Here is a 24,001-nt window from a genome sequence, read left to right as displayed (position 1 = left end):
GGCCACCAGGGCTCTTGAAGTGCGCGAGTTAGAGGCTGCGAGCAACCTGGACCTTCTCGAAGACTTCGATCTTGTCACCGACTTTGACGTCGTTGTAGCTCTTCACGCCGATACCGCATTCCATGCCGGCACGCACTTCGGAGGCGTCATCCTTGAAGCGGCGCAGGGATTCCAGCTCGCCTTCGAAGATAACGATGTCTTCACGCAGTACACGGATTGGACGGTTACGGTGCACGACACCTTCGATGACCATGCAACCGGCGATCGCGCCAAACTTCGGCGAGCGGAACACGTCGCGAACTTCGGCAACACCCAGGATGTTCTCCCGAACGTCGCTGCCCAACATACCGGTCAGGGCTTTCTTGACGTCTTCGATGATGTCGTAGATCACGTTGTAGTAACGCATATCCAGACCTTCCTGCTCGACGATCTTCCGGGCACCGGCATCGGCACGCACGTTGAAGCCGAACAGTACAGCGTTGGAGGCCAGTGCCAGGTTGGCGTCGCTCTCGGTGATACCACCGACGCCGCCGCCCACTACGCGCACTTGCACTTCGTCGTTGCCCAGGCCGTTCAGAGCGCCTTGCAGAGCCTCCAACGAACCACGGACGTCAGATTTGAGGACGATGTTGAGCGTCTTCTTCTCTTCCTGGCCCATGCTTTCGAAGATGTTTTCCAACTTGCCGGCGTGAGCACGAGCCAGTTTGACTTCGCGGAACTTGCCTTGACGGAACAGAGCCACTTCACGGGCTTTCTTCTCGTCGGCCACTACGCTCATCTCGTCGCCAGCGTCCGGGGTACCGTCCAGGCCGAGGATCTCGACCGGGATGGAAGGACCGGCTTCCTTGATTGGCTTGCCGTTCTCGTCGAGCATGGCGCGCACGCGGCCGTAGTTCGAACCGACCAGCACCATGTCGCCTTGACGCAGCGTACCGTCCTGAACCAGCACGGTAGCTACCGGGCCACGGCCCTTGTCGAGACGGGATTCCACCACGACACCACGGCCTGGGGCCGAAGGAGTCGCCTTGAGTTCCAGTACTTCAGCCTGCAGCAGAACGGCTTCGAGCAGGTCGTCGACACCGGTACCCATTTTCGCGGAGACCGGTACGAACGGCGTATCGCCACCCCAATCTTCCGACGTCACGCCGTGAACCGAGAGCTCACTGCGGATACGGTCCAGATCAGCGCCTGGCTTATCGATCTTGTTCACCGCAACCACCAGCGGCACGCCGGCAGCTTGTGCGTGCTGAACGGCTTCAATGGTCTGCGGCATCACGCCGTCGTCCGCTGCAACCACCAGGATCACGATGTCGGTAGCCTTGGCACCACGGGCACGCATGGCGGTAAACGCGGCGTGACCTGGGGTGTCGAGGAAGGTGACCATGCCGCGCTCGGTTTCTACGTGGTAGGCACCGATGTGCTGGGTAATGCCACCGGCTTCGCCCGCGGCCACTTTGGCGCGACGGATGTAGTCCAGCAACGAGGTCTTACCGTGGTCAACGTGGCCCATTACAGTCACGACCGGCGCACGAGCAACCGCTTCACCTTCAAACTTCAGGGACTCGGCCAGGGAATCTTCCAGGGCAGTGTCGCTGACCAGGGTCACTTTGTGGCCCAGTTCTTCAGCAACCAGCTGGGCAGTTTCCTGGTCCAGAACCTGGTTGATGGTGGCTGGAGTGCCCAGCTTGAACATGAACTTGATGACTTCGGCAGCCTTGACCGACATCTGCTGGGCCAGTTCGCCCACAGTGATGGTCTCGCCGATCTGCACGTCACGTACCACTGGCCCGGTTGGGCTCTGGAAACCGTGAGCGTTGCGCTTCTTCAGCTTGGCCTTGCCGCGACCACCACGACGGAAGCCATCGCTTTCTTCGTCGGTGGTACGTGGAGCAACGCGCGGCGCTGGCGCCTTTTCCTTGACCGAAGCACGATGAGGAGCGTTTTTGCGCTCGCCATCGCCGCTGCGACGGTTGTCGTCGTTGCGGGACTTGTCCGGACGGCGCTGCTCGTCTTTCTTGCGCTCGGCAACCGGCGCCGGAGCGGCCACTGGTGCTTCTTGCACAGCTTCGACCACAGGCGCAGGTGCAGGGGCTGCAGCAGCTTGCGCGGCAACAGGCTCGGCAACCGGAGCAGGCTGGCGACGCGCTTCTTCTTCGGCGCGACGCTTGGCTTCTTCTTCAGCCTTTTGACGAGCAGCATTTTCTACTGCGCGGCGTTCTTCCAGTTCGCGTTGACGCTCGGCTTCGATTTCTTCCGGGCTGCGCTGCACGAAGACTTTCTTCTTGCGCACTTCAACGCTGATGCTTTTGCTACCAGCAACACGCAGGGTGCTGGTGGTCTTGCGCTGCAAAGTGATCTTGCGTGGTTCTTCCACTTTCGCCTTGTGGCTGCTTTTCAGATGAGTCAGCAACGACTGCTTCTCACTGTCGCTCACATGTTCCTCGGCGGCGGTGTGCGGCAGACCTGCCTCACGCATCTGCTGCAGCAGGCGCTCTACCGGTGTTTTGACCTCATCGGCCAGTTGTTTCACCGTGACTTGCGTCATGCACTTCTCTCCTCAGGCCGCGCCTAATTACTCGAACCAGTGGGCTCGGGCGGCCATGATCAACTTGCCGGCACGATCATCGTCAATGCCGTCGATGTCGAGCAGGTCGTCAATAGACTGCTCGGCCAGGTCTTCGCGGGTAATTACGCCGCGCACCGCCAGTTCCATCGCCAAATCCTTGTCCATACCCTCAAGCGAGAGCAGGTCTTCGGCCGGATGGGCGTCTGCCAGCTTTTCCTCAGTAGCGATGGCTTTAGTCAACAAGCGATCCTTGGCCCGAGCGCGAAGCTCGTTGACGATGTCTTCGTCAAAGCCGTCGATGTTGAGCATTTCTTCCAGCGGTACGTAGGCAATCTCTTCCAGGCTGGTGAAGCCTTCATCAACCAGAACCTGTGCCAGTTCTTCATCAACTTCCAGCTCGTCGATGAAGTTGCGCAGGATGTCGCCGGTTTCTGCTTGCTGCTTGGCCTGGATGTCCGATTCGGTCATCACGTTCAGGGTCCAGCCAGTCAATTGGCTGGCCAGACGCACGTTCTGACCACCGCGACCGATGGCCTGAGCCAGATTGTCTGCGCCAACGGCGATGTCCATGGCATGGGCATCTTCGTCAACGATAATTGCCGCGACCTCAGCCGGCGACATGGCATTGATCACGAACTGCGCCGGGTTCTCGTCCCACAGGACGATGTCCACGCGCTCGCCGCCCAACTCACCGGATACGGCCTGGACGCGCGAACCGCGCATACCAATGCACGCGCCCTGCGGGTCGATGCGTTTGTCTTTGGAGCGGACTGCGATCTTGGCGCGCGAACCCGGATCACGGGAGGCGGCCATGACTTCGATCAGGCCTTCGGCAATTTCCGGCACTTCGATACGGAACAGCTCGATCAGCATTTCCGGTGCGGTACGCGACAGGATCAGCTGCGGGCCGCGGTTCTCGGTGCGGATTTCCTTGAGCAGCGCACGCAGGCGCACGCCAACCCGGAAAGTCTCACGGGAGATGATGTCTTCACGGGCCAGCAACGCTTCAGCGTTGTTACCCAGGTCAACGATCACGTTGTCACGTGTCACTTTTTTCACGGTGCCGGAGATGATTTCTCCCAGGCGCTCGCGATAGGCATCAACCACCTGTGCGCGCTCGGCTTCGCGAACTTTCTGCACAATGACCTGCTTGGCGGTCTGGGCAGCGATGCGGCCGAACTCGATGGATTCGATTTTCTCTTCGATCACATCACCGACTTTGGCGTCGGGATGGGTTTCACGAGCCTTGCTCAACCAGGTCTCGACCGCTGGATCATCCAGATCGGCTTCTTCAACCACCGTCCAGCGACGGAAAGTTTCATAGGAACCGGTGTGGCGATTGATTTCCACACGCAGGTCCACTTCGTCTTCAAAACGCTTTTTGGTAGCAGTGGCCAGGGCCAGCTCCAGCGCTTCAAAAATCACGCTTGCCGGTACACCCTTTTCATTGGATACCGACTCAACAACCAGCAGTACTTCTTTGCTCATCGTACGCCTCGCCTTTCGCAAGCCATTGGATCCGCGGGATCCGCGTCTCAGTCAAAACTGGGAATAATGTTGGCCTTGTCGATCATATCGATCGGCAACAGAAACTCGTGATCATCCACCTGCACCACGACGTCCTGCTCCTCCACCCCGCGGAGAAGGCCCTGAAAATTACGCCGACCTTCGAAAGGCGAGCGCAGCTTGATCTTCACTTGCTCACCGACATACTTGGCGAACTGTTCAAGGGTGAACAGTGGGCGTTCCATGCCAGGAGAGGAAACCTCAAGGGTGTATTCAACGGAAATCGGATCTTCTACGTCGAGAACACCGCTGATCTGACGGCTGACGATGGCGCAATCGTCCACCAGCACGCCGCCTTCTTTATCGATATAAACGCGCAACAATGAGTGGCGACCCTGAGCCGAAAACTCAATACCCCAGCATTCATAGCCAAGGGCCACGACCACCGGGGCCAACAAGGCCTGCAACTGTTCTAGCTTGCTCGACACCTGAACCCCCTCGTGCATGCTTGTGCAAATAAAAAATGGGCGAAGCGCCCATCCCGGAAACGCCGTTGAATAGCGGCGTTATAAAGTGTCCAGCTAACAAAAAGCCCCTGAAAAGGGGCTCCGCTAAAACTGGTTGCGGGGGCCGGATTTGAACCGACGACCTTCGGGTTATGAGCCCGACGAGCTACCAGACTGCTCCACCCCGCGACAAAGCTGGGGCGGAAGTATACGACTGATCCCTTTTTGGGTCAATGTAACCTTCCACCTACAAGAAAGCCCGCAACCGCGGGCTCTCCTGACAATTGGTACCGAGAAGGGGACTCGAACCCCTACACCCTATGGGCACAACCACCTCAAGGTTGCGTGTCTACCAATTCCACCACCTCGGCATAGACTACGTTACTGCGTGAAACTCTTCTTACTTCTGCTCTGGAGCTGGAGGTACGTCAGTCGCACTATTGGCCGACTTTTGCTCCTGGAGCACCGGGACATCATCAGAAGCCGGTTTTTGCTTTGGTACTTCAAGTACTGCTGGATCTGGCAAACCTACTTGAGTCAGCTGATGAGCTTTCTCTTTAGCAAAGTAACCTAACCCCAAGCTGGTTATGAAGAAACCGGCGGCAAGTATAGCAGTAAACTTACTAAGAAAGGTAGAGGAACCTTGGCTTCCGAACACAGTATTTGAAGCACCTGCACCGAAAGACGCGCCAGCATCCGCACCTTTACCCTGCTGCAGCAAAACCAGAGCAACTACGCCCAGGGCACCCAGCAGATGAAAAACGACTACGACTGTTTCCAGCATTTTTTCAGTTTCCCGCGGCGCGACAGATCGCACCGAACTCATCTGCATTCAGGGAAGCTCCACCAATGAGCCCCCCATCGATATCCGGCATGCCGAACAGTTCGACCGCATTGGCCGCCTTCACGCTGCCGCCGTATAGAAGCCGCACTCCTCGTGCCACTTCAGAATTCTCTGCCGCCAACTGCGCGCGAATGGCTGCGTGCACATCCTGCGCCTGTTGCGGTGTTGCAGTCAGCCCGCTACCAATGGCCCAGACCGGCTCGTAAGCGATAACAGCACTGGCGAATGCGCCAACACCCAACTCTTCAATGATGCTGCCCAGCTGACGCCCGACAACTTCCAGAGTCTTCCCCGCTTCGCGCTGCTCGAGGGTCTCACCCACACACAGAATCGGCTTCAGGCCACAAGCCTGTGCTGCCGCGAACTTGCGGTTAAGCGTCGCGTCCCGCTCGCCCATTATCATGCGGCGCTCAGAGTGCCCAACCAGCACCAAGGAACAACCTGCGTCCACCAATTGACTCGGGGCGATTTCGCCCGTCAACGCACCTTGCATGGATTCCACCGCAGAGTTCTGCGCGCCGACCTGAATCGACTTGCCTTTCAAGCCATCAATCACTTGATTGATATACAAGCAAGGCGGGAATACCGCGACATCAACACCGCTTGGCAAGGCCAGATGACGAAGGCCGTTGATCAGCTCAGCGACGCTGGCGCGGGTACCGTGCATCTTCCAGTTACCAGCTACCATAGGGCGACGCATGCTGTACCTCGTCGGTCAAAGTGGGCGCAGATGTTACCCAACCAAAACAACACTGGCAAGCCGAAATCAGGCAGAAACTTCAGCAACCAGTTTTGCCAGCTCATCAGCATAAGCGCGAACCTGTGCTTCATCGTCACCTTCGACCATGACACGCACCAGCGGCTCAGTACCGGACTTGCGCAGCAGAACCCGACCACGCCCCGCCATAGCAGTCGTAACGCGCTCGCAAGCCTCTTTCACAGCAGGATGCTCAACCGGGCTCTCGCCACCACCAAAACGGACATTGACCAGCACTTGAGGGCATTTGCGCAGCCCTTGGCGTGATTGCGCCAGGCTTTCACCACGCGCCTTGAGCGCCATTAGCACCTGAAGCGCGGCGATGATCGCATCACCAGTGGTCGCGTGGCGGAAGCACACGATATGGCCGGAATTCTCTCCACCCACCAACCAGTTGCGCTCAAGCAGCTCAGCAATCACATAACGATCACCTACGTTGGCCCGGACAAAAGGAATACCCAGATCCGCCAGAGCCAGCTCCAGCCCCAGATTGCTCATAAGCGTCCCGACTACACCGCCTTGCAACTTGTCACGCTCATGCAGGTCCCGGGCGATGATGAACAGCAGCTCATCACCGTCAACAATTGCACCGGTCTGGTCGACCATCAGCACCCGGTCACCGTCGCCATCAAAGGCAATACCCAGATCCGCGTGCTCAGCCAGGACCGCCGCCTGCAGTTGCGACATATGAGTCGAACCGCAGTTCTCGTTGATGTTCAAGCCATTAGGCTGCGCAGATAGAACCGTGACTTGCGCACCCAACTCGCGGAATACACTCGGCGCGACCTTGTAGGTGGCGCCATGAGCGCAGTCCAGGACGATCTTCAAGCCTGCAAAACTGGTGCTCGATGGCACGCTGCTCTTGCAGAACTCGATATAGCGTCCCGATGCATCATTGATCCGCGACACCTTGCCGAGCTTGCTCGACTCAACCACGGTCATGGGCGCATCCAGTAACTCCTCGATCATCAACTCCACCTCGTCAGGCAACTTGGTGCCCTCACCCGAGAAGAACTTGATGCCGTTGTCATCATGGGGATTGTGCGAAGCACTGATGACAATCCCGGCCTCCGCATGGAAGGTGCGCGTCAGATAGGCGATAGCCGGAGTTGGCATCGGCCCCAACAGCATGACATCTGCACCGGCAGCAGATAGCCCTGCCTCGAGAGCCGATTCGAACATGTACCCAGAGATACGCGTGTCCTTACCTACCAGCACACGGCAAGCCCCCATGCTGCGGAAAGCCATGCCCGCCGCCCAGCCGAGCTTGAGCATGAAGTCTGGAGTAATAGGGTATTCGCCCACACGACCACGAATGCCGTCGGTGCCAAAATATTTCTTAGTCATAAGTACTCCATCGTTCTTATTCAGCGGATTCCACTGCCGCAATCATTCGCACCACATCCACCGTTTCGGCGACATCATGGACGCGGATAATCTTCGCACCCTTGGTCACCGCCAGTGCCGCCAGTGCCAGGCTACCGTGCAATCGCTCGGCTACAGGCCGATTCAGGGACTGGCCAATCATGCTTTTGCGCGACACCCCGACCAGCAGGGGACGCCCAAGGGCATGCAAGACCTCCATATGCTTGAACAGACTCAAGTTGTGCTGCAGGGTCTTGGCAAAACCAAAGCCCGGGTCAAGAACAATCCGCCCAGCCTCGATCCCCACCGACGCACACGCCGCCATCCGCTCAACCAAAAACTCACTCACTTCCCGAGTGACATCCTGGTAATGCGGGTTGTCTTGCATATCGCCAGGCTCACCGAGCATATGCATCAGGCATACAGGCAAACCAGTAGCGGCCGCCGCATCCAGGGCACCATCACGGCGCAGTGCGCGCACATCATTGATCAACCCCGCTCCCAGGCGAGCAGTTTCACGCATGACGGCCGGCGTCGAGGTATCAACGGAAATAACCACATCCAGCTCGCGATTAATTCGCTCCACGACCGGAGCCACACGCTCCAACTCTTCCAGGGGCGATACCGCACGAGCACCCGGCCGCGTCGACTCGCCACCGATATCGATCAGCGTAGCACCAGCAAGAACCATGGCCTCGGCATGCCGCAAGGCGACATCCAGTTGACTGAAGCGACCGCCATCGGAGAAGGAATCGGGGGTGACATTGAGAATGCCCATGACATGCGCACGGGCCAAATCAAGAACCCGGTTGCCGCAAGGCAACCGGGTGGAGGAAGGAACAGAAGTCATTTAAAACCTTAGTGGTCGGCAGCAGGGCCGCCGATGGGTGTTTCCGGACGTTCGTTTTGCACTACTGGAGGAGTAGTACCCGAACCGCCCTCCCAATCACGAGGTTCACGCGGAGTACGCCCAGCCATGATGTCGTCAATCTGATCAGCATCGATGGTTTCGTACTTCATCAAGGCATCTGCCATGGCGTCCAGTTTGTCGCGGTTATCAGTGAGGATCTGCTTGGCGGTGCCATAGCACTGATCAATGATGCTGCGCACTTCGGAGTCGATCAGTTTCGCTGTTTCAGCGGACAAACTGGCATGCTGACTGCCTGCACTGCGACCCAGGAACACTTCGCCCTCTTCTTCCGCATACATCAGCGGGCCGAGTTTTTCGGAGAGCCCCCACTTGGTGACCATGTTCCGAGCAATCTGGCTGGCGCGCATGATGTCGTTGGATGCACCGGTGGTCACACCGTCAAAACCCAGGGTCATCTCTTCTGCAATACGACCGCCATAGAGCGAGCAGATCTGGCTGATCAGGGCTCGCTTGGACAGGCTATAGCGATCCTCTTCCGGCAAGAACATGGTGACGCCCAATGCCCGGCCGCGAGGAATGATCGAGACTTTGTAGACTGGGTCATGCTCAGGCACAACTCGACCAACAATGGCGTGGCCAGCTTCATGATAAGCGGTGTTCTGCTTCTCTTTCTCGGACATGACCATGGATTTGCGCTCTGCGCCCATCATGATCTTGTCCTTGGCCAGTTCAAATTCCTTCATTTCGACAATGCGCTTACCGGTACGAGCCGCGAACAGCGAGGCCTCGTTCACCAGGTTTGCCAAGTCGGCACCGGAGAAGCCCGGCGTACCACGCGCAATCACCGCCGGAGCAACATCTTCGCCCATCGGCACTTTGCGCATGTGGACCTTGAGAATCTGCTCACGGCCGCGAATATCCGGCAGACCAACCACCACCTGGCGGTCGAAACGACCGGGCCGCAGCAGCGCTGGGTCAAGCACGTCAGGACGGTTGGTGGCGGCGATAACAATGATGCCGTCGTTCATTTCAAAGCCGTCCATCTCAACCAGCAATTGGTTGAGGGTCTGCTCACGCTCATCATGACCGCCGCCCATGCCGGCACCACGGTGACGACCGACCGCGTCGATCTCATCGATGAAAATGATGCATGGAGCATGTTTCTTGGCCTGTTCGAACATGTCGCGAACACGGCTGGCACCAACACCAACGAACATCTCGACAAAATCGGAACCGGAGATAGTGAAGAACGGCACCTTGGCTTCGCCCGCAATGGCCTTGGCCAGCAAGGTCTTACCAGTGCCCGGTGGCCCCACCATCAGCACGCCGCGAGGAATACGGCCGCCCAGGCGCTGGAACTTGCCTGGATCACGCAGGAATTCAACCAGCTCGCCAACTTCCTCTTTGGCCTCGTCACAACCAGCAACGTCAGCCAGAGTGGTTTTCACCTGATCTTCAGAGAGCAGACGCGCCTTGCTCTTGCCAAAGCTCATCGGCCCGCCCTTGCCACCTGCGCCACCCTGCATTTGCCGCATGAAGAACATGAAGACGGCAATGATCACCAGGATCGGGAAACTGGCTACCAGCAGTTGGGTCCAGATACTTTGTTGCTCGGGCTGCTTGCCCTCGACCACGACATGGTTGTCCACCAAATCGCCGATCAGACCATTGTCCTGAATGGCAGGACGGATGGTTTTGAAGGTATCGCCATCGCTGCGCTTGCCGGTAATAACGTAGCCATCAACAGCTACGCGCTCGACCTTGCCATCCTTAACTTGCTGGATGAAGTCAGAGTAGTTGAGGGTTTGCGGCTCGTTAGGGCTGGAGAAGTTGTTCATCACCGTCACAAGGACGGCAGCGATGATCAACCAAAGGATCAGATTCTTTGCCATGTCGTTCAATTAACTACCCTCTGAAGCAAGCGCCGCTACTGGCGCGCGCTTCGCATGATATTCACCGGCCTAACTTACTACATTACCTACAGCTCTGGCAGGCGCTGTCTGTAACCCTATGTGAAACTTAGACTACACAATATGCGTTTAATCTGACGGGGCGAAATACGAAAATCCTATCACCCCAGTCAAAAACCTTACTTACTCGCTGCGACCACGAAAGCCCCGCCCCAGCAGATATTGCTCCCGAGAACGGTCACGGGAAGATGTCGGTTTGCGCATCTGCACTTTCTCGAACATCTGCCGAACGCTCTTGTGGTACTCATCAAAACCTTCACCTTGGAAAATCTTGATCAGAAAATCACCACCTGGCCGTAGTACCCTACCCGCAAGATCCAGCGCCAATTCGCACAGGAACATCGCCCGAGGCATGTCCACGGCTGCTAACCCACTCATATTGGGGGCCATATCGGAAATCACAAGGTCAACCTCTGAATTTCCGACAGCTTCGAGAATCTGCGCCAGCACCGCATCCTCGGTGAAGTCCCCTTGAATGAAGGTCACATCGGGGATGCTGTCCATTTCCAGGATATCCGAGGCGATCAATCGCCCCTGACCACCAATCAGACGACTGGTCACCTGCGACCAGCCCCCCGGGGCAGCCCCCAGGTCGATAACACTCATGCCAGGACGGATAAGGCGGTCCTTTTCCTGGATCTCCAGCAGTTTGTAGCTGGCACGGGAACGGTACCCATCTTTTTGCGCCATTTTGACGAATGGGTCGTTGAAGTGCTCTTTCAGCCAGTTATGGCTAGTTTTGGAACGGGCCACGGGCCACCTCAAAATAAAACGGGTCGTGATTAACTGGGCGGTCCCGGACTCGCTCGGGTAAACTGGCCGCCGCTTTTTACAAGATCAGACGCAGGGGTCAGATTATGCCGCTCACTCAAGAGCAGAAGAAACAGTACAAATCCATTGGCCACCATCTGAAACCAGTATTGACTGTGGCTGACAACGGTTTGACCGAAGGTGTGCTAGCCGAACTTGAACGCGCCTTGAGCGATCACGAGCTGATCAAGATCAAGCTCAACATCCTCGAGCGCGAATCGCGCCTGGAAGCCATTGCCGAACTGTGCAAGGCCGGCAAAGCGGATCTGGTGCAGGTCATCGGCAAGATGGCGCTGATCTACCGCAAGAACGCCAAGGTAAACAAGCAATTGTCGAACGTCCATCGTTTCAACTGACGTCGACTCGGGTCAAGGGTGTGCCTGGCGCACCCTTCCACCCCATCCTGGCACCGGCTGCAATACCAGTATCAAGCCGGAAAATCCCAGAACCAGATAGCTGAACAACTGCCAGCGTTGAGCTTCCGGCAACAGAATACGCACGGCGAAATACATGCCGCACGCATACATTGCCATCAACAGCAGTTGCCCCCGAATATCCCGCCAAAGACTTCTCAATCCTTCGGACTGAATCAGCACCAGCGCCTGTAGAACCAGGCACGCCCCCGAAAAGCCCACCAACAAAGCACTGAGCAGGGTAGAAATCTCTTCGATCAGCAAGGGAGCAAGGCCAATCTGGCCCAGGACGGGAAACAAACCGAGATGCAACAGCCATAAGCCGCCGACCCACAGCATCTGGGTCAGCTGCCAAAGCATGGCGCCCGCATGCAGCGGGCGCCTTCTTTCAGATGTGACGGACTTCGACAATCTCATACTCGATTACACCGCCAGGCGTTTTGACCGCCACCACATCACCCTCTTCCTTGGCAATCAAGGCACGAGCAATCGGCGAGCCGACGGAGATTTTACCGAGCTTGATATCAGCCTCGTCCTCACCAACGATCTGGTAGGTCACGCTTTCGTCAGTCTCGACGTTGGCGATCTCGACCGTGGTGCCAAAGATCACCTTGCCGGTATGAGGAATGGTCGTGACATCGATGACCACCGAGTTCTGCAGACGGCCTTCGATATCACGGATCCGAGCCTCGACCATGCCTTGCTGTTCACGCGCAGCATGGTATTCAGCGTTTTCCTTCAAGTCACCCAACTCGCGGGCCGTACCGATGTCCTGGCTGAGCTTAGGACGAACGACCTTGGTCAAGTGAGCATGCTCTTCTTCCAGGGCGCGAGCGCCCTGGACGGTCATTGGGTATTTATTCATGCCTTCAATCCTGCGTGTAGATCCTGCAAGCGACGCACGGTTTTTTCTGGACCGAACTTCAACGCTTCGCAGATAGCTTCGCCAGCAGCAATGGTGGTGGTGCAGTAGATCTTGTGCTGCAAGGCGTTACGACGAATGGAGTAAGAGTCAGCAATCGACTGACGACCTTCAGTGGTGTTGATGATCAGGGTGACTTCGTCGTTCTTGATCATATCGACCACATGAGGACGACCTTCAGTCACCTTGTTCACACGACGCACTTTCAGGCCGGCCGCTTCGATCAGCTTGGCGGTGCCCGCAGTAGCGACCACTTCGAAGCCCAAGTTGATCAGATCACGGGCCACGCCTGCAACCAGAGGTTTGTCATCGTCACGAACACTGATAAATGCAGTACCGCCAGTCGGCAGCACTTCGCTGGCGCCCATCTGGGCCTTGGCGAAAGCCTCACCGAAAGTATCGCCCACACCCATGACTTCACCGGTGGACTTCATCTCTGGGCCGAGGATCGGGTCAACACCCGGGAACTTGGCGAACGGGAACACCGCTTCCTTGACGCTGTAGAAGTTCGGGATGATTTCCTTGGTAAAGCCCAGCTCTTTCAGGGTCTTACCAGCCATCACACGAGCCGCGATCATCGCCAGGGAGACGCCGATGCACTTGGACACGAAAGGCACGGTGCGGGAAGCACGCGGATTCACTTCAATGACGTAGATCTCATTGCCCTGCAGGGCCAACTGTACGTTCATCAAGCCAACCACACCCAACTCCAGGGCCATTTTCTTGACCTGCTCACGCATCTCATCCTGGATGTGCGCCGGCAGCGAGTACGGCGGCAGAGAGCACGCGGAGTCACCGGAGTGAACACCGGCCTGCTCGATATGCTGCATGATCGCGCCGATCACCACGTCGGTACCGTCGCAGACCGCATCCACGTCCATCTCGATGGCGCAGTTGAGGAAGTGGTCCAGCAGCACCGGGCTGTCGTTGGAAACTTGCACCGCTTCACGCAGGTAGCGCTTGAGCTCTTCTTCCTCGTAGACGATTTCCATCGCACGGCCGCCCAGAACATAGGACGGACGCACCACCAGCGGATAACCGATCTTGGTCGCGGCACGAATCGCTTCGTCTTCGCTGCGCACGGTGGCGTTTGGCGGCTGACGCAGGTTCAGGCGCTCAACCATTTGCTGGAAGCGCTCACGGTCTTCTGCACGGTCGATAGCGTCTGGGCTGGTGCCGATGATTGGCACGCCGGCCGCTTCCAGGGCGCGAGCCAGTTTCAGAGGCGTCTGGCCGCCGTACTGAACGATCACGCCTTTTGGCTTCTCAACGCGGACGATTTCCAGCACGTCTTCCAGGGTTACCGGTTCGAAGTACAGGCGATCGGAGGTGTCGTAGTCGGTGGAAACGGTTTCCGGGTTGCAGTTGACCATGATGGTTTCGTAACCATCGTCGCGCAGTGCCAGTGCAGCGTGCACGCAGCAGTAGTCGAACTCGATACCCTGGCCAATACGGTTTGGACCGCCGCCCAGGATCATGATCTTGTCGCGGGTCGATGGCGCGGCTTCGCACTCTTCTTCATAAGTCGAGTACAGGTAAGCGGTGTCAGTAGCGAACTCGGCGGCGCAGGTGTCGACGCGCTTGTAGACCGGGAACACTTCCAGCTTATGGCGGTGAGTGCGCAGGTTCTTCTCGGTCACACCCAGCAGCTTGGCCAGACGCTGGTCGGAGAAGCCTTTGCGCTTCAAGCGGAACATCAGGTCGCGGCCGATAGCCGACAGCCCCAAGGTCTTGACCTTCTCTTCTTCCTTGATCAGATCTTCGATCTGCACCAGGAACCAAGGATCGATCATGTTCATGCCGAAGATCTGCTCGACGGTCATGCCGGCACGGAAGGCGTCAGCCACGTACCAGATACGCTCGGCGCCTGGCACGGTCAGCTCGCGCTTGAGCACATTCATGCTTTCCGGATTGCTCAGGTCGAGCTTCGGATCCAGCCCGCAAACGCCAACTTCCAGGCCACGCAGGGCTTTCTGCAGGGATTCCTGGAAGGTCCGACCAATGGCCATGACTTCACCCACCGACTTCATCTGGGTGGTCAGGCGTGCGTCAGCCTTGGAGAACTTCTCGAAGGCAAAGCGTGGCAGCTTGGTCACGACGTAGTCGATGGACGGCTCGAAGGAGGCTGGAGTCTTGCCGCCGGTGATGTCGTTGGATAGCTCGTCCAGGGTGTAACCCACCGCCAGCTTGGCCGCGACCTTGGCGATCGGGAAACCCGTGGCTTTCGAGGCCAGCGCCGAGGAACGGGACACCCGCGGGTTCATCTCGATCACGACCATGCGGCCAGTGTTCGGGCAGATGCCGAACTGCACGTTGGAACCGCCGGTTTCCACGCCGATCTCACGCAGTACCGCCAGGGAGGCGTTACGCAGGATCTGGTATTCCTTGTCGGTCAGGGTCTGTGCCGGAGCCACGGTGATCGAGTCACCGGTGTGCACACCCATCGGGTCGAAGTTTTCGATGGAGCAGACGATGATGCAGTTGTCCTTCTTATCGCGGACCACCTCCATCTCGTACTCTTTCCAGCCGATCAGCGATTCGTCGATCAACAGTTCCTTGGTCGGCGACAGGTCCAGACCGCGGGCGCAGATCTCTTCGAACTCTTCACGGTTGTAAGCAATACCGCCACCGGTGCCGCCCATGGTGAAGGACGGACGGATGATGCAAGGGAAGCCCAGCTTGTCGAGGACTGCATTGGCCTCTTCCATGCTGTGAGCGATACCGGAACGTGGGCACGCCAGGCCGATGGACTTCATGGCGGCGTCGAAGCGCGAACGGTCTTCAGCCTTGTCGATGGTGTCGGCATTGGCACCGATCATCTCTACGCCGAACTTCTCCAGAACGCCTTCGCGCTCCAGGTCCAGAGCACAGTTCAGAGCAGTCTGGCCGCCCATGGTTGGCAGCAGCGCATCCGGACGCTCTTTCTCGATGATCTTGGCAACGGTCTGCCACTTGATCGGCTCGATGTAGGTGGCGTCGGCCATGGCCGGGTCGGTCATGATGGTGGCCGGGTTGGAGTTCACCAGGATGACCCGGTAACCCTCTTCGCGCAGGGCCTTGCAGGCCTGGGCGCCGGAGTAGTCGAATTCGCAGGCCTGGCCGATCACGATCGGGCCAGCGCCAAGAATCAGGATGCTTTTAATGTCTGTACGTTTTGGCATGGGTTGTCACTCAAATCCGCAGGTCAGTCGGCAAGCCGTCTTGAACATTCTCTGAGGCGCCTGAGGGGATTCCGCCGGACTCGCCGGGGCCACCCTCAAGCGCTGCTCGCTACACTTTCAAGGCGAGCGCTTAGCGTCGCTTGGCCATCTCGTTGATGAAGCGGTCGAACAGCGGCGCCACATCGTTCGGGCCCGGGCTGGCTTCAGGGTGGCCCTGGAAGCTGAACGCGCTCTTGTCGGTACGCTCGATACCCTGCAGGGTGCCGTCGAACAGCGACTTGTGGATCGCCCGGACGTTACCCGGCAACGTGGCTTCATCCACCGCAAAACCGTGGTTCTGGCTGGTGATCATGACCACGCCGGTGTCCAGGTCCTGGACCGGGTGGTTGGCACCGTGGTGGCCGTGGCCCATTTTCAGGGTCTTGGCGCCGGAAGCCAGGGCCAGCAATTGGTGACCCAGGCAGATGCCGAACACCGGAATCTCGGTCTCGAGGATTTCCTTGATGGCCTTGATCGCGTAGTCGCAAGGCTCGGGGTCGCCAGGACCGTTGGACAGGAACACGCCATCCGGCTTGAGGGCCAGGACGTCGCTCGCCGGGGTCTGAGCAGGCACAACGGTCACGCGGCAGCCGCGCTCCACCAGCATGCGCAGGATGTTCAGCTTGACCCCGAAGTCATAGGCAACCACGTGGTACGGCAGATCGGCGGCTTCGATGGTGGCGTGGCTGTCGGTCTTCAGATCCCAGACAGTCGAACGCCATTCGTAGCTTTGCTTGGTGCTGACGACTTTCGCCAGGTCCATGCCTTTCAGGCCCGGGAAGCCGCGCGCTGCTGCAATCGCCGCTTCTTCGGAGATGTTGTCGCCGGCCATGATGCAGCCGTTCTGAGCACCTTTTTCACGCAGGATGCGGGTCAGGCGACGGGTGTCGATACCGGCGATCGCCACGACGTTGTTGGCTTTCAGGTAATCGGACAGGGACAGGGTGTTACGCCAGTTGCTGGCCACCAGCGGCAAGTCACGGATAACCAGGCCAGCCGACCAGACGCGGTCGGACTCGGCGTCTTCCGGCGTGGTGCCGGTGTTGCCGATGTGGGGATAGGTCAGGGTAACGATCTGTTGGGCGTAGGAAGGATCGGTAAGGATTTCCTGATAGCCGGTCATTGCGGTGTTGAACACCACCTCACCAACGGTTTGACCGTCGGCTCCAATGGCTTCGCCGCGAAAAATGCTGCCATCAGCAAGGGCGAGTATGGCTGGCTTAGTCAAGAAGACCTCCCGTAAATAGAGCCTGAAAGGGCGATCGCAGGTTGCAAAAAAGCGGAATGACGTATAGACACGTCACCCCGCTTCTTCGTCGAATTATCTGCGCGCTTTTAGTGGACACACTAAAGCTGTAGCTTACAGAAAAAGGCTTTTTCGGTCCACCGCTAATGAGCCTTAAAGGCAGAGGAATGCGACAGAACATCGCCTAGCGGTGCGAAGCGGGGCTGAAGGACAGCCTCAACCCCACTTCAGATGCATCTCAACGCAAATCCAGCACATCCTGCATGTCGTAAAGACCGGCCTCGCGACCATCCAGCCACAGGGCAGCACGTACCGCCCCCTTGGCGAAGGTCATGCGACTGGAGGCCTTGTGGGTGATTTCCAGGCGCTCGCCCTCAGTGGCAAACAGCACAGTGTGATCCCCCACCACATCACCACCACGCACAGTGGCGAAACCGATAGTTTCGCGCTCACGCGCACCGGTATGCCCCTCGCGACCATAGACCGCAACCTGTTGCAGGTCGCGCCCCAAGGCATTGGCAATCACCTCACCCATGCGCAGGGCAGTACCCGAAGGCGCATCGATCTTGTGACGGTGATGAGCCTCGATGATTTCGATGTCCGCATCATCACCCAGCACCCGAGCCGCCATATCCAGCAGCTTCAGCGAAAGGTTCACCCCGACACTGAAGTTGGCAGCGAAAACGATGGGAATATCCTTGCCCGCCTCGGCCAGCAATTGCTTTTCCTTGGCACCCAAACCTGTAGTACCAATCACCATGGCCTTGCCCGCCTTACGGCAGAAGGCCAGGTTCTTGAGCATCACTTCCGGCAAGGTGAAATCGATCAGCACATCAAACTCATCGACAACCTTCTCCAGGCTATCGGACATCGACACGCCAAGACGCCCCAGGGACGCCAGCTCACCCGCATCCGCACCCACCAGCGAACTGCCAGGACGAACGATCGCCGCCGTCAACCCAGAGAGCGGCGAGCGCAGCTGCACAGCCTCGACCAAAGTCTTGCCCATGCGCCCCGCGGCGCCCATCACTGCTATACGTCGCATGCATTACTCCTTACAGATCGCCGAAGAAGCGCTTGACGCCCTCGAACCAACCCGTGGTTTTCGGCGAGTGCGAATTGTCGCCATCCAGCGAACCGCGCAACTCTTCCAGCAGCTCGCGCTGACGACGACTCAGGTTCACTGGCGTTTCCACCGCAACCCGACACATCAGATCGCCAGCACCGCCGCCACGCACCGGAGCAACGCCCTTGCCACGAATCCGGAACTGCTTGCCGGTCTGAGTCCCCTCAGGAATCTTCAGCTTGACCCGACCATCCAGAGTCGGAATCTCCAGCTCGCCGCCCAAGGCCGCATCAACAAAGCTGATAGGCACTTCGCAGAACAGGTGCTTGCCGTCACGCTGGAAGATCGAGTGCTCGCGCACATTGATCACCACATACAAGTCACCAGTCGGACCACCCTGGGTTCCCGCCTCACCCTCACCGGACAGACGGATACGGTCACCAGTATCGACACCTGCCGGCACTTTTACCGACAGCGTCTTGTACTCTTCGACGCGGCCTTCGCCGTGGCACGAATCGCACGGATCGGAAATGATCTTGCCCTGACCATGGCAACGCGGGCAGGTCTGCTGCACCGAGAAGAAGCCCTGCTGCATGCGCACCTGACCAATACCACCGCAAGTCGGGCAAGTGACAGGCGACGAGCCCTTCTTGGCACCCGAACCATCACACGGCTTGCAATTGACCAGTGTTGGCACACGGATGTTAACCGTGGTGCCCCGCACCGCCTCTTCCAGATTCAGCTCTAGGGTGTAACGCAGATCGCTACCGCGCTGCGCACCACCACGAGAACCGCCGCGACCGCCACCGAAGAAATCACTGAACACATCACCGAAGATATCGGAGAAGTTCTGACCGCCAAAACCGGCGCCACCACCACCCATGCTCGGATCGACACCGGCATGACCATACTGGTCATAAGCTGCGCGCTTACTGGAGTCGGACAGCACTTCGTAGGCCTCGTTGGCCTCCTTAAACATGTCTTCCGACGCTTTGTCGCCGGGATTACGATCCGGGTGATGCTTCATCGCCAGGCGACGGTAAGCCTTTTTCAGCTCCGCTTCGCTGGAGCCACGCTCCACACCCAATACTTCGTAATAGTCACGCTTTGCCATAAGTCTTTGCACTCTTAAGGACGCCCGGCAAACCCTCCTGAGCTCTGCCAAACTCGCTGAGCCCCAATACAGGCCCGGACCCAACTCACGTCAATTCAACGATCCTGGTCTTGGATAGACGACCCGGTTGCAGGTCGATCATTGCGGTCATCGCAGCCGGAAAGCAGGAGCTTCTCCGACCCGACCGCCAGTGCACAAACGGAAGTTGCACACCATCAAAATTCGCTGACTCCAGACACGCCAACGCGGGAGCAAGCTCCCGCGCGGCGACATCCTACCAGTCACCGCCCAAAGGCAGTCAACCGGCCGACCAACAAGCCATTACTTGTGGTCTTTTACTTCTTCGAACTCGGCATCGACGACGTCGTCGGCTTTTTCAGCAGACTCAGCGTGCGGTGCTGCACCCTCAGCAGGCTGAGCCTGTTCGGCGTACATCTTCTGGGCAACCGGGGCCGAGACTTTCGACAGCTCTTCGACCTTGGCGTCGATGGCAGCCTTGTCGTCGCCTTTGACAGCGGCTTCCAGAGCAACCACGGCAGCTTCAATCGCGGTCTTCTCTTCCGCAGTCACTTTGTCGCCGGCATCAGCCACCATCTTGCGAGTCGAGTGCACCAGCGCGTCACCCTGGTTACGGGCAGTGGCCAGCTCTTCGAACTTGCGATCCTCTTCCGAGTTGGCTTCAGCGTCACGGATCATCTGCTGGATTTCTTCATCCGACAGGCCGGAGTTGGCCTTGATCACGATCGACTGAGTCTTACCGGTAGCCTTGTCCTTCGCACCTACGTGCAGGATGCCGTTGGCGTCGATGTCGAAGGTCACTTCGATCTGCGGCACGCCACGTGGAGCAGGTGGAATGTCGGTCAGGTCGAACTTGCCCAGGGACTTGTTCTGCGCGGCTTGCTTACGCTCGCCCTGCAGTACGTGAATGGTCACGGCGCCCTGGTTGTCATCGGCAGTCGAGAACACCTGGGATTTCTTGGTAGGAATCGTGGTGTTTTTCTCGATCAGCGCAGTCATCACGCCACCCATGGTTTCGATACCCAGGGTCAGCGGGCTAACGTCCAGCAGCAGTACGTCTTTCACGTCACCGGCCAGAACCGCACCCTGGATCGCAGCACCCATGGCAACCGCTTCGTCCGGGTTGACGTCCTTACGAGCTTCTTTACCGAAGAAGTCGGTTACGGCTTTCTGTACCAGCGGCATACGAGTCTGGCCGCCGACCAGGATCACGTCGTTGATCGCGCCAACGTCGATACCGGCGTCCTTCAGAGCGATGCGGCATGGCTCGATGGTGCGTTGAACCAGGTCTTCAACCAGAGATTCCAGCTTGGCGCGGGAGATCTTCACGTTCAGGTGCTTAGGACCAGTGGCATCTGCTGTGATGTACGGCAGGTTGACGTCGGTCTGCTGGCTCGAGGACAGCTCGATCTTGGCTTTTTCGGCAGCTTCTTTCAGACGCTGCATGGCCAGCGGGTCACCCTTGAGGTTCATGCCGCTTTCTTTCTTGAACTCATCAACCAGGTAGTCGATCAGACGGATGTCGAAGTCCTCACCACCCAGGAAGGTGTCACCGTTGGTGGCCAGCACTTCGAACTGATGCTCACCGTCGACTTCAGCGATCTCGATCACGGAAACGTCAAACGTACCGCCACCCAGGTCATAAACGATCACGGTGTGATCGCCCTTGGCCTTGTCCATGCCATAAGCCAGAGCGGCTGCGGTTGGTTCGTTGATGATCCGCTTGACGTCCAGACCAGCGATACGACCGGCGTCCTTGGTGGCCTGACGCTGGCTGTCGTTGAAGTAGGCCGGAACAGTAATGACCGCTTCGGTCACTGCTTCGCCGAGGTAGTCTTCGGCGGTCTTCTTCATCTTTTTAAGGATTTCAGCCGAAATCTGTGGCGGAGCCATTTTCTGGCCGTTCACTTCAACCCAGGCGTCGTTGTTGTCAGCCTTGACGATCTTGTAAGGGACCATCTGAATGTCTTTCTGCACAACTTCTTCGTCGAAACGACGACCGATCAGACGCTTAACTGCGTACAGGGTGTTGTGCGGGTTGGTAACAGCCTGACGCTTGGCCGACTGACCTACCAGAATCTCGCCATCGTTGGCATAAGCGATGATCGACGGCGTGGTACGCGCGCCTTCAGCGTTTTCGATAACTTTTACGTTGCCGTTTTCAAGAATGGAGACGCACGAGTTGGTGGTCCCCAAGTCAATACCGATAATTTTGCCCATGTTAACTCTCCCGAAACTTTGGATTTGGATGCCGCAGTTGTGGTGGCGAACTGCGGTAGCACTTAAACGCTTGACTGTTAGATGGGGGCTCTACAGCCGTTTTCAAGCCTTTTCGTCAATCGAAGGCGAAACCGGTGCAGGCGCCTTGCTGACCACGACCATGGCCGGGCGCAGCAGGCGACCATTGAGCTGGTACCCCTTCTGGAACACTTTGAGAACACTATTGGGTTCTACATCCGCGCTTTCCTGCATGGCCATGGCCTGATGCTGTTCAGCGTTGAACGGTTCGCCGTGAGGATCGATGGCTTCCAACTGATAACGCTTGAGGGTGTCGTGGAACATCTTCAAGGTCAGTTCGATACCTTCACGCATTGGGCGAATGCTTTCGTCGTCCGGATTGGACAGTTCCAGGCCACGCTCCAGGCTATCGATCACCGGCAACAGGTCACCGGCGAACTTCTCGAGAGCAAATTTGTGAGCCTTTTCCACATCCTGCTCGGCGCGGCGGCGGACGTTTTGCAGATCGGCCGCAACACGCAAAGCCTGATCCTGCGCACCAGCCAGTTGCTCTTCGAGCACTTGTACACGAGCCACCAGGTCTTCACCCGAAGCCTCGGGGGCCTGATTGGCGTCTAGATTTTGCGTATCCAGCGTCTGTTCGTCAGCCATGAAATTCTCCTTTCAATATCGTCTGTGAGCCAGGCTCACTCTTCTGCACAGCTATATGGGGTCGCATTTTCAGGGTTCAAGCCCGCAGCCACAGCAAAAGTTGTTCCGACCGGATAAATCCTGTACGCGGGCACTCCCGAGGCACTAAAAAGCCAGAATGACCAAGCAAATCGAGCTAAGGGAAAGCATTGTCAGCCCGAAACAAAACACTGTATAAATAACCAGACATCTAGTTTGGGAGCGGCCTTAATGCTGGTGCACCTGTCCGTACACAATTACGCCATCGTCGAACACCTGGATCTGGAACTGGATCGCGGAATGAGCGTCATTACCGGCGAAACCGGCGCCGGCAAGTCGATCATGCTCGACGCGCTCGGCCTGACCCTGGGCGATCGCGCCGACAGTGGCGTGGTACGACCCGGCGCCGACAAGGCCGACATCCTTGCCACCTTCGACCTGTCGGACATTCCCGAGGCCCACAGTTGGCTGGCCGAGCGCGATCTGGATAACGACGGGCCGTGCATACTACGCCGGGTGATCACCGCCGAAGGACGCTCCCGCGGCTATATCAACGGTACGCCCTGCCCGCTCGGAGACCTCAAGGCCCTAGGCGAACTGCTGATCGACATCCACAGCCAGCACGAGCACCAGTCACTGCTCAAGACCGATACCCATCGGCGCCTGCTGGATGAATACGCCGGCGCCACCGATCTCGCCCGCCAGGTGCAGCTGGCCGCCCAGCGCTGGCGCCAGACACGCCAGGAACTGGAACGCCTGTCCAACTCCGGCGATGAACAACGAGCTCGTCACCAACTGCTCAGCTATCAGCTCGAGGAGCTGGAGAACCTCGGCCTGGGGGAGAACGAACTCGAGGAACTGGAGCAGGAACACAAGAACCTGACCAACGCTGAAACCCTGCTGGGTATTTGCCGACAGGTGGTGGAGCAATGCAGCGAAAGTGATTCCGGCAATGTCCTCAACGCGCTGACCGTCAGCCTCAACCGTCTGTCCAGTATTGGCAATTCATCGGGCTCGCTGGGTGAGGCCACCAATCTGCTGGCCAGCGCACAAATCCAGGTTGAAGAGGCCGTGGGCGAACTAAACCGCTTCCTCGATCACTTCGACGCAGACCCGGCACGCTTGCAACAACTCGAAGAACGCCTCGACGCCATCTATACCTTGGCACGCAAGCACCGCATCCAGCCCTTCGAACTCGCAGCCATGCAGCAAACCCTGCTAGATGAGATCGAGACCCTTGACGCAAACGATGAGTCCATCGAGCAGCTCGGCGAAGAGCTGCAGTCCTTCGCCAGGCATTACCATGAAAAAGCCTTGGAGCTCAGCCAACTGCGCCAGCAAGCTGCGACCGGCCTGGCCAGTGCAGTAGAGATGGAAATTCAGCGCCTGGGTATGCCTGGAGGGCGTTTCACCATCGAGCTTCGCGCCAACACCAGCGATGAGCTGCTACCTAATGGCCTGGAGCAGGTTGAACTGTTGGTCAGCGCCAACCCCGGTCAGCCGCTCAAGGCCCTGGCAAAAGTTGCCTCCGGCGGCGAGCTGTCCCGTATCAGCCTGGCGATCCAGGTCATTACCGCGCAGACCTCGCGGGTTCCCACTCTGGTGTTCGATGAAGTCGACGTGGGGATTGGCGGACCGACAGCGGAGATCGTCGGCCAGTTGCTGCGCCGTCTCGGCGAACGCGGCCAGGTGCTGACTGTGACTCACTTGCCTCAGGTCGCCGCCCAAGGGCACCAGCACCTGTTCGTGCACAAGGTACGAGGCAGCGATGCGACACATACAGCAGTATCCAAGCTGGGCAAGAGCGAAAGGGTCGAGGAAGTTGCGCGAATGCTCGGCGGCATCGACCTGACCAAAGAGTCCCTGGCCCACGCCAAAAAGATGGTGGTCACCGCCAAAGCCTGAAGCCTCAGCGCTTCT

Annotated in this window: 19 protein-coding genes and 2 tRNA genes; 2 read left to right on the top strand and 19 right to left on the bottom strand. The window is 58.1% G+C overall.

The window, feature by feature from the left end:
* Positions 1-28 precede the first annotated feature (28 nt).
* The 11 genes from infB to rlmE form a co-directional block, all read right to left on the bottom strand.
* Entirely contained in the window at positions 29-2,545 is a 2,517-nt protein-coding gene (gene infB, locus PFZ56_RS10050; protein ID WP_102878332.1) for a translation initiation factor IF-2, read from the bottom strand.
* 27 nt (positions 2,546-2,572) lie between these two features.
* Positions 2,573-4,054 (bottom strand): transcription termination factor NusA, encoded by a 1,482-nt coding sequence (gene nusA / locus PFZ56_RS10045; RefSeq protein WP_011059201.1) that lies wholly within the window; start codon positions 4,052-4,054, stop codon positions 2,573-2,575.
* A 47-nt stretch (positions 4,055-4,101) separates the two neighbouring features.
* The gene (gene rimP / locus PFZ56_RS10040) at positions 4,102-4,560 is read right to left on the bottom strand and encodes a ribosome maturation factor RimP (protein WP_041120545.1); all 459 of its coding nucleotides are present in this window, start codon (positions 4,558-4,560) and stop codon (positions 4,102-4,104) included.
* 130 nt (positions 4,561-4,690) lie between these two features.
* Positions 4,691-4,767 (bottom strand) — tRNA-Met (locus tag PFZ56_RS10035).
* Between the two features lie 96 nt (positions 4,768-4,863).
* A tRNA-Leu gene (locus PFZ56_RS10030) sits at positions 4,864-4,949 on the bottom strand.
* A 29-nt stretch (positions 4,950-4,978) separates the two neighbouring features.
* Complete coding sequence (gene secG / locus PFZ56_RS10025; RefSeq protein WP_015634120.1) at positions 4,979-5,362, bottom strand: preprotein translocase subunit SecG; 384 nt, start codon at positions 5,360-5,362, stop codon at positions 4,979-4,981.
* Between the two features lie 4 nt (positions 5,363-5,366).
* Positions 5,367-6,122 carry a triose-phosphate isomerase gene (gene tpiA, locus PFZ56_RS10020; protein WP_170001169.1) on the bottom strand — a complete coding sequence of 252 codons (756 nt, stop codon included), beginning with the start codon at positions 6,120-6,122 and terminating at the stop codon, positions 5,367-5,369.
* A gap of 66 nt (positions 6,123-6,188) precedes the next feature.
* A complete protein-coding gene (glmM, locus tag PFZ56_RS10015) occupies positions 6,189-7,526 on the bottom strand; it encodes a phosphoglucosamine mutase (protein WP_102861085.1) in 1,338 nt (445 codons plus the stop codon).
* Between the two features lie 16 nt (positions 7,527-7,542).
* The gene (folP, locus tag PFZ56_RS10010; protein ID WP_170001170.1) at positions 7,543-8,394 is read right to left on the bottom strand and encodes a dihydropteroate synthase; all 852 of its coding nucleotides are present in this window, start codon (positions 8,392-8,394) and stop codon (positions 7,543-7,545) included.
* 8 nt (positions 8,395-8,402) lie between these two features.
* Positions 8,403-10,307, bottom strand: coding sequence for an ATP-dependent zinc metalloprotease FtsH (gene ftsH / locus PFZ56_RS10005; protein WP_102861083.1), 1,905 nt, complete (start codon positions 10,305-10,307; stop codon positions 8,403-8,405).
* Between the two features lie 201 nt (positions 10,308-10,508).
* A complete protein-coding gene (rlmE, locus tag PFZ56_RS10000; protein ID WP_047283886.1) occupies positions 10,509-11,138 on the bottom strand; it encodes a 23S rRNA (uridine(2552)-2'-O)-methyltransferase RlmE in 630 nt (209 codons plus the stop codon).
* 104 nt (positions 11,139-11,242) lie between these two features.
* Between rlmE and PFZ56_RS09995 the strand changes: the two genes are divergently transcribed.
* On the top strand, positions 11,243-11,551 hold the full coding sequence (locus PFZ56_RS09995; RefSeq protein ID WP_102861082.1) for a YhbY family RNA-binding protein: 309 nt from the start codon (positions 11,243-11,245) through the stop codon (positions 11,549-11,551).
* Positions 11,552-11,563: 12 nt separating this feature from the next.
* Here the strand turns inward: PFZ56_RS09995 and PFZ56_RS09990 are convergent, their stop codons facing one another.
* The 8 genes from PFZ56_RS09990 to grpE form a co-directional block, all read right to left on the bottom strand.
* Positions 11,564-11,968, bottom strand: a complete 405-nt coding sequence (locus PFZ56_RS09990) for an MFS transporter (RefSeq protein WP_170001171.1) — start codon at positions 11,966-11,968, stop codon at positions 11,564-11,566.
* Between the two features lie 28 nt (positions 11,969-11,996).
* Positions 11,997-12,473 (bottom strand): transcription elongation factor GreA, encoded by a 477-nt coding sequence (gene greA / locus PFZ56_RS09985; protein WP_011059193.1) that lies wholly within the window; start codon positions 12,471-12,473, stop codon positions 11,997-11,999.
* Positions 12,470-15,691, bottom strand: coding sequence for a carbamoyl-phosphate synthase large subunit (gene carB / locus PFZ56_RS09980; protein WP_102878329.1), 3,222 nt, complete (start codon positions 15,689-15,691; stop codon positions 12,470-12,472). Before carB ends, greA begins: the two co-directional genes overlap by 4 nt.
* A 130-nt stretch (positions 15,692-15,821) precedes the next feature.
* Complete coding sequence (carA, locus tag PFZ56_RS09975; RefSeq protein ID WP_110595985.1) at positions 15,822-16,958, bottom strand: glutamine-hydrolyzing carbamoyl-phosphate synthase small subunit; 1,137 nt, start codon at positions 16,956-16,958, stop codon at positions 15,822-15,824.
* A gap of 256 nt (positions 16,959-17,214) precedes the next feature.
* Positions 17,215-18,021, bottom strand: coding sequence for a 4-hydroxy-tetrahydrodipicolinate reductase (gene dapB, locus PFZ56_RS09970; protein ID WP_102878327.1), 807 nt, complete (start codon positions 18,019-18,021; stop codon positions 17,215-17,217).
* 10 nt (positions 18,022-18,031) lie between these two features.
* Entirely contained in the window at positions 18,032-19,156 is a 1,125-nt protein-coding gene (gene dnaJ, locus PFZ56_RS09965; protein WP_102861077.1) for a molecular chaperone DnaJ, read from the bottom strand.
* Positions 19,157-19,477: 321 nt separating this feature from the next.
* Complete coding sequence (dnaK, locus tag PFZ56_RS09960; protein WP_102861076.1) at positions 19,478-21,394, bottom strand: molecular chaperone DnaK; 1,917 nt, start codon at positions 21,392-21,394, stop codon at positions 19,478-19,480.
* Between the two features lie 102 nt (positions 21,395-21,496).
* Positions 21,497-22,063, bottom strand: coding sequence for a nucleotide exchange factor GrpE (grpE, locus tag PFZ56_RS09955; RefSeq protein ID WP_170001172.1), 567 nt, complete (start codon positions 22,061-22,063; stop codon positions 21,497-21,499).
* Between the two features lie 249 nt (positions 22,064-22,312).
* Here grpE and recN point away from each other — a divergent pair, with 249 nt between their 5' ends.
* Positions 22,313-23,986 carry a DNA repair protein RecN gene (gene recN, locus PFZ56_RS09950; protein ID WP_123393779.1) on the top strand — a complete coding sequence of 558 codons (1,674 nt, stop codon included), beginning with the start codon at positions 22,313-22,315 and terminating at the stop codon, positions 23,984-23,986.
* The last annotated feature ends 15 nt before the right edge of the window (positions 23,987-24,001 follow it).

This window comes from Pseudomonas danubii, from assembly GCF_042980055.1.
In the GTDB taxonomy this organism is placed as follows: Bacteria; Pseudomonadota; Gammaproteobacteria; order Pseudomonadales; family Pseudomonadaceae; genus Aquipseudomonas; species Aquipseudomonas danubii.
This window is presented reverse-complemented; position numbering and strand designations above follow the sequence as displayed.

Coding starts and splice junctions, on each gene's coding strand:
- infB (WP_102878332.1), bottom strand. CDS start 2,545: ATGACGCAAGTCACGGTGAAACAACTGGCCGATGAGGTCAAAACACCG.
- nusA (WP_011059201.1), bottom strand. CDS start 4,054: ATGAGCAAAGAAGTACTGCTGGTTGTTGAGTCGGTATCCAATGAAAAG.
- secG (WP_015634120.1), bottom strand. CDS start 5,362: ATGCTGGAAACAGTCGTAGTCGTTTTTCATCTGCTGGGTGCCCTGGGC.
- tpiA (WP_170001169.1), bottom strand. CDS start 6,122: ATGCGTCGCCCTATGGTAGCTGGTAACTGGAAGATGCACGGTACCCGC.
- glmM (WP_102861085.1), bottom strand. CDS start 7,526: ATGACTAAGAAATATTTTGGCACCGACGGCATTCGTGGTCGTGTGGGC.
- folP (WP_170001170.1), bottom strand. CDS start 8,394: ATGACTTCTGTTCCTTCCTCCACCCGGTTGCCTTGCGGCAACCGGGTT.
- ftsH (WP_102861083.1), bottom strand. CDS start 10,307: ATGGCAAAGAATCTGATCCTTTGGTTGATCATCGCTGCCGTCCTTGTG.
- PFZ56_RS09995 (WP_102861082.1), top strand. CDS start 11,243: ATGCCGCTCACTCAAGAGCAGAAGAAACAGTACAAATCCATTGGCCAC.
- PFZ56_RS09990 (WP_170001171.1), bottom strand. CDS start 11,968: ATGCTTTGGCAGCTGACCCAGATGCTGTGGGTCGGCGGCTTATGGCTG.
- greA (WP_011059193.1), bottom strand. CDS start 12,473: ATGAATAAATACCCAATGACCGTCCAGGGCGCTCGCGCCCTGGAAGAA.
- carB (WP_102878329.1), bottom strand. CDS start 15,691: ATGCCAAAACGTACAGACATTAAAAGCATCCTGATTCTTGGCGCTGGC.
- dapB (WP_102878327.1), bottom strand. CDS start 18,021: ATGCGACGTATAGCAGTGATGGGCGCCGCGGGGCGCATGGGCAAGACT.
- dnaJ (WP_102861077.1), bottom strand. CDS start 19,156: ATGGCAAAGCGTGACTATTACGAAGTATTGGGTGTGGAGCGTGGCTCC.
- dnaK (WP_102861076.1), bottom strand. CDS start 21,394: ATGGGCAAAATTATCGGTATTGACTTGGGGACCACCAACTCGTGCGTC.
- grpE (WP_170001172.1), bottom strand. CDS start 22,063: ATGGCTGACGAACAGACGCTGGATACGCAAAATCTAGACGCCAATCAG.
- recN (WP_123393779.1), top strand. CDS start 22,313: ATGCTGGTGCACCTGTCCGTACACAATTACGCCATCGTCGAACACCTG.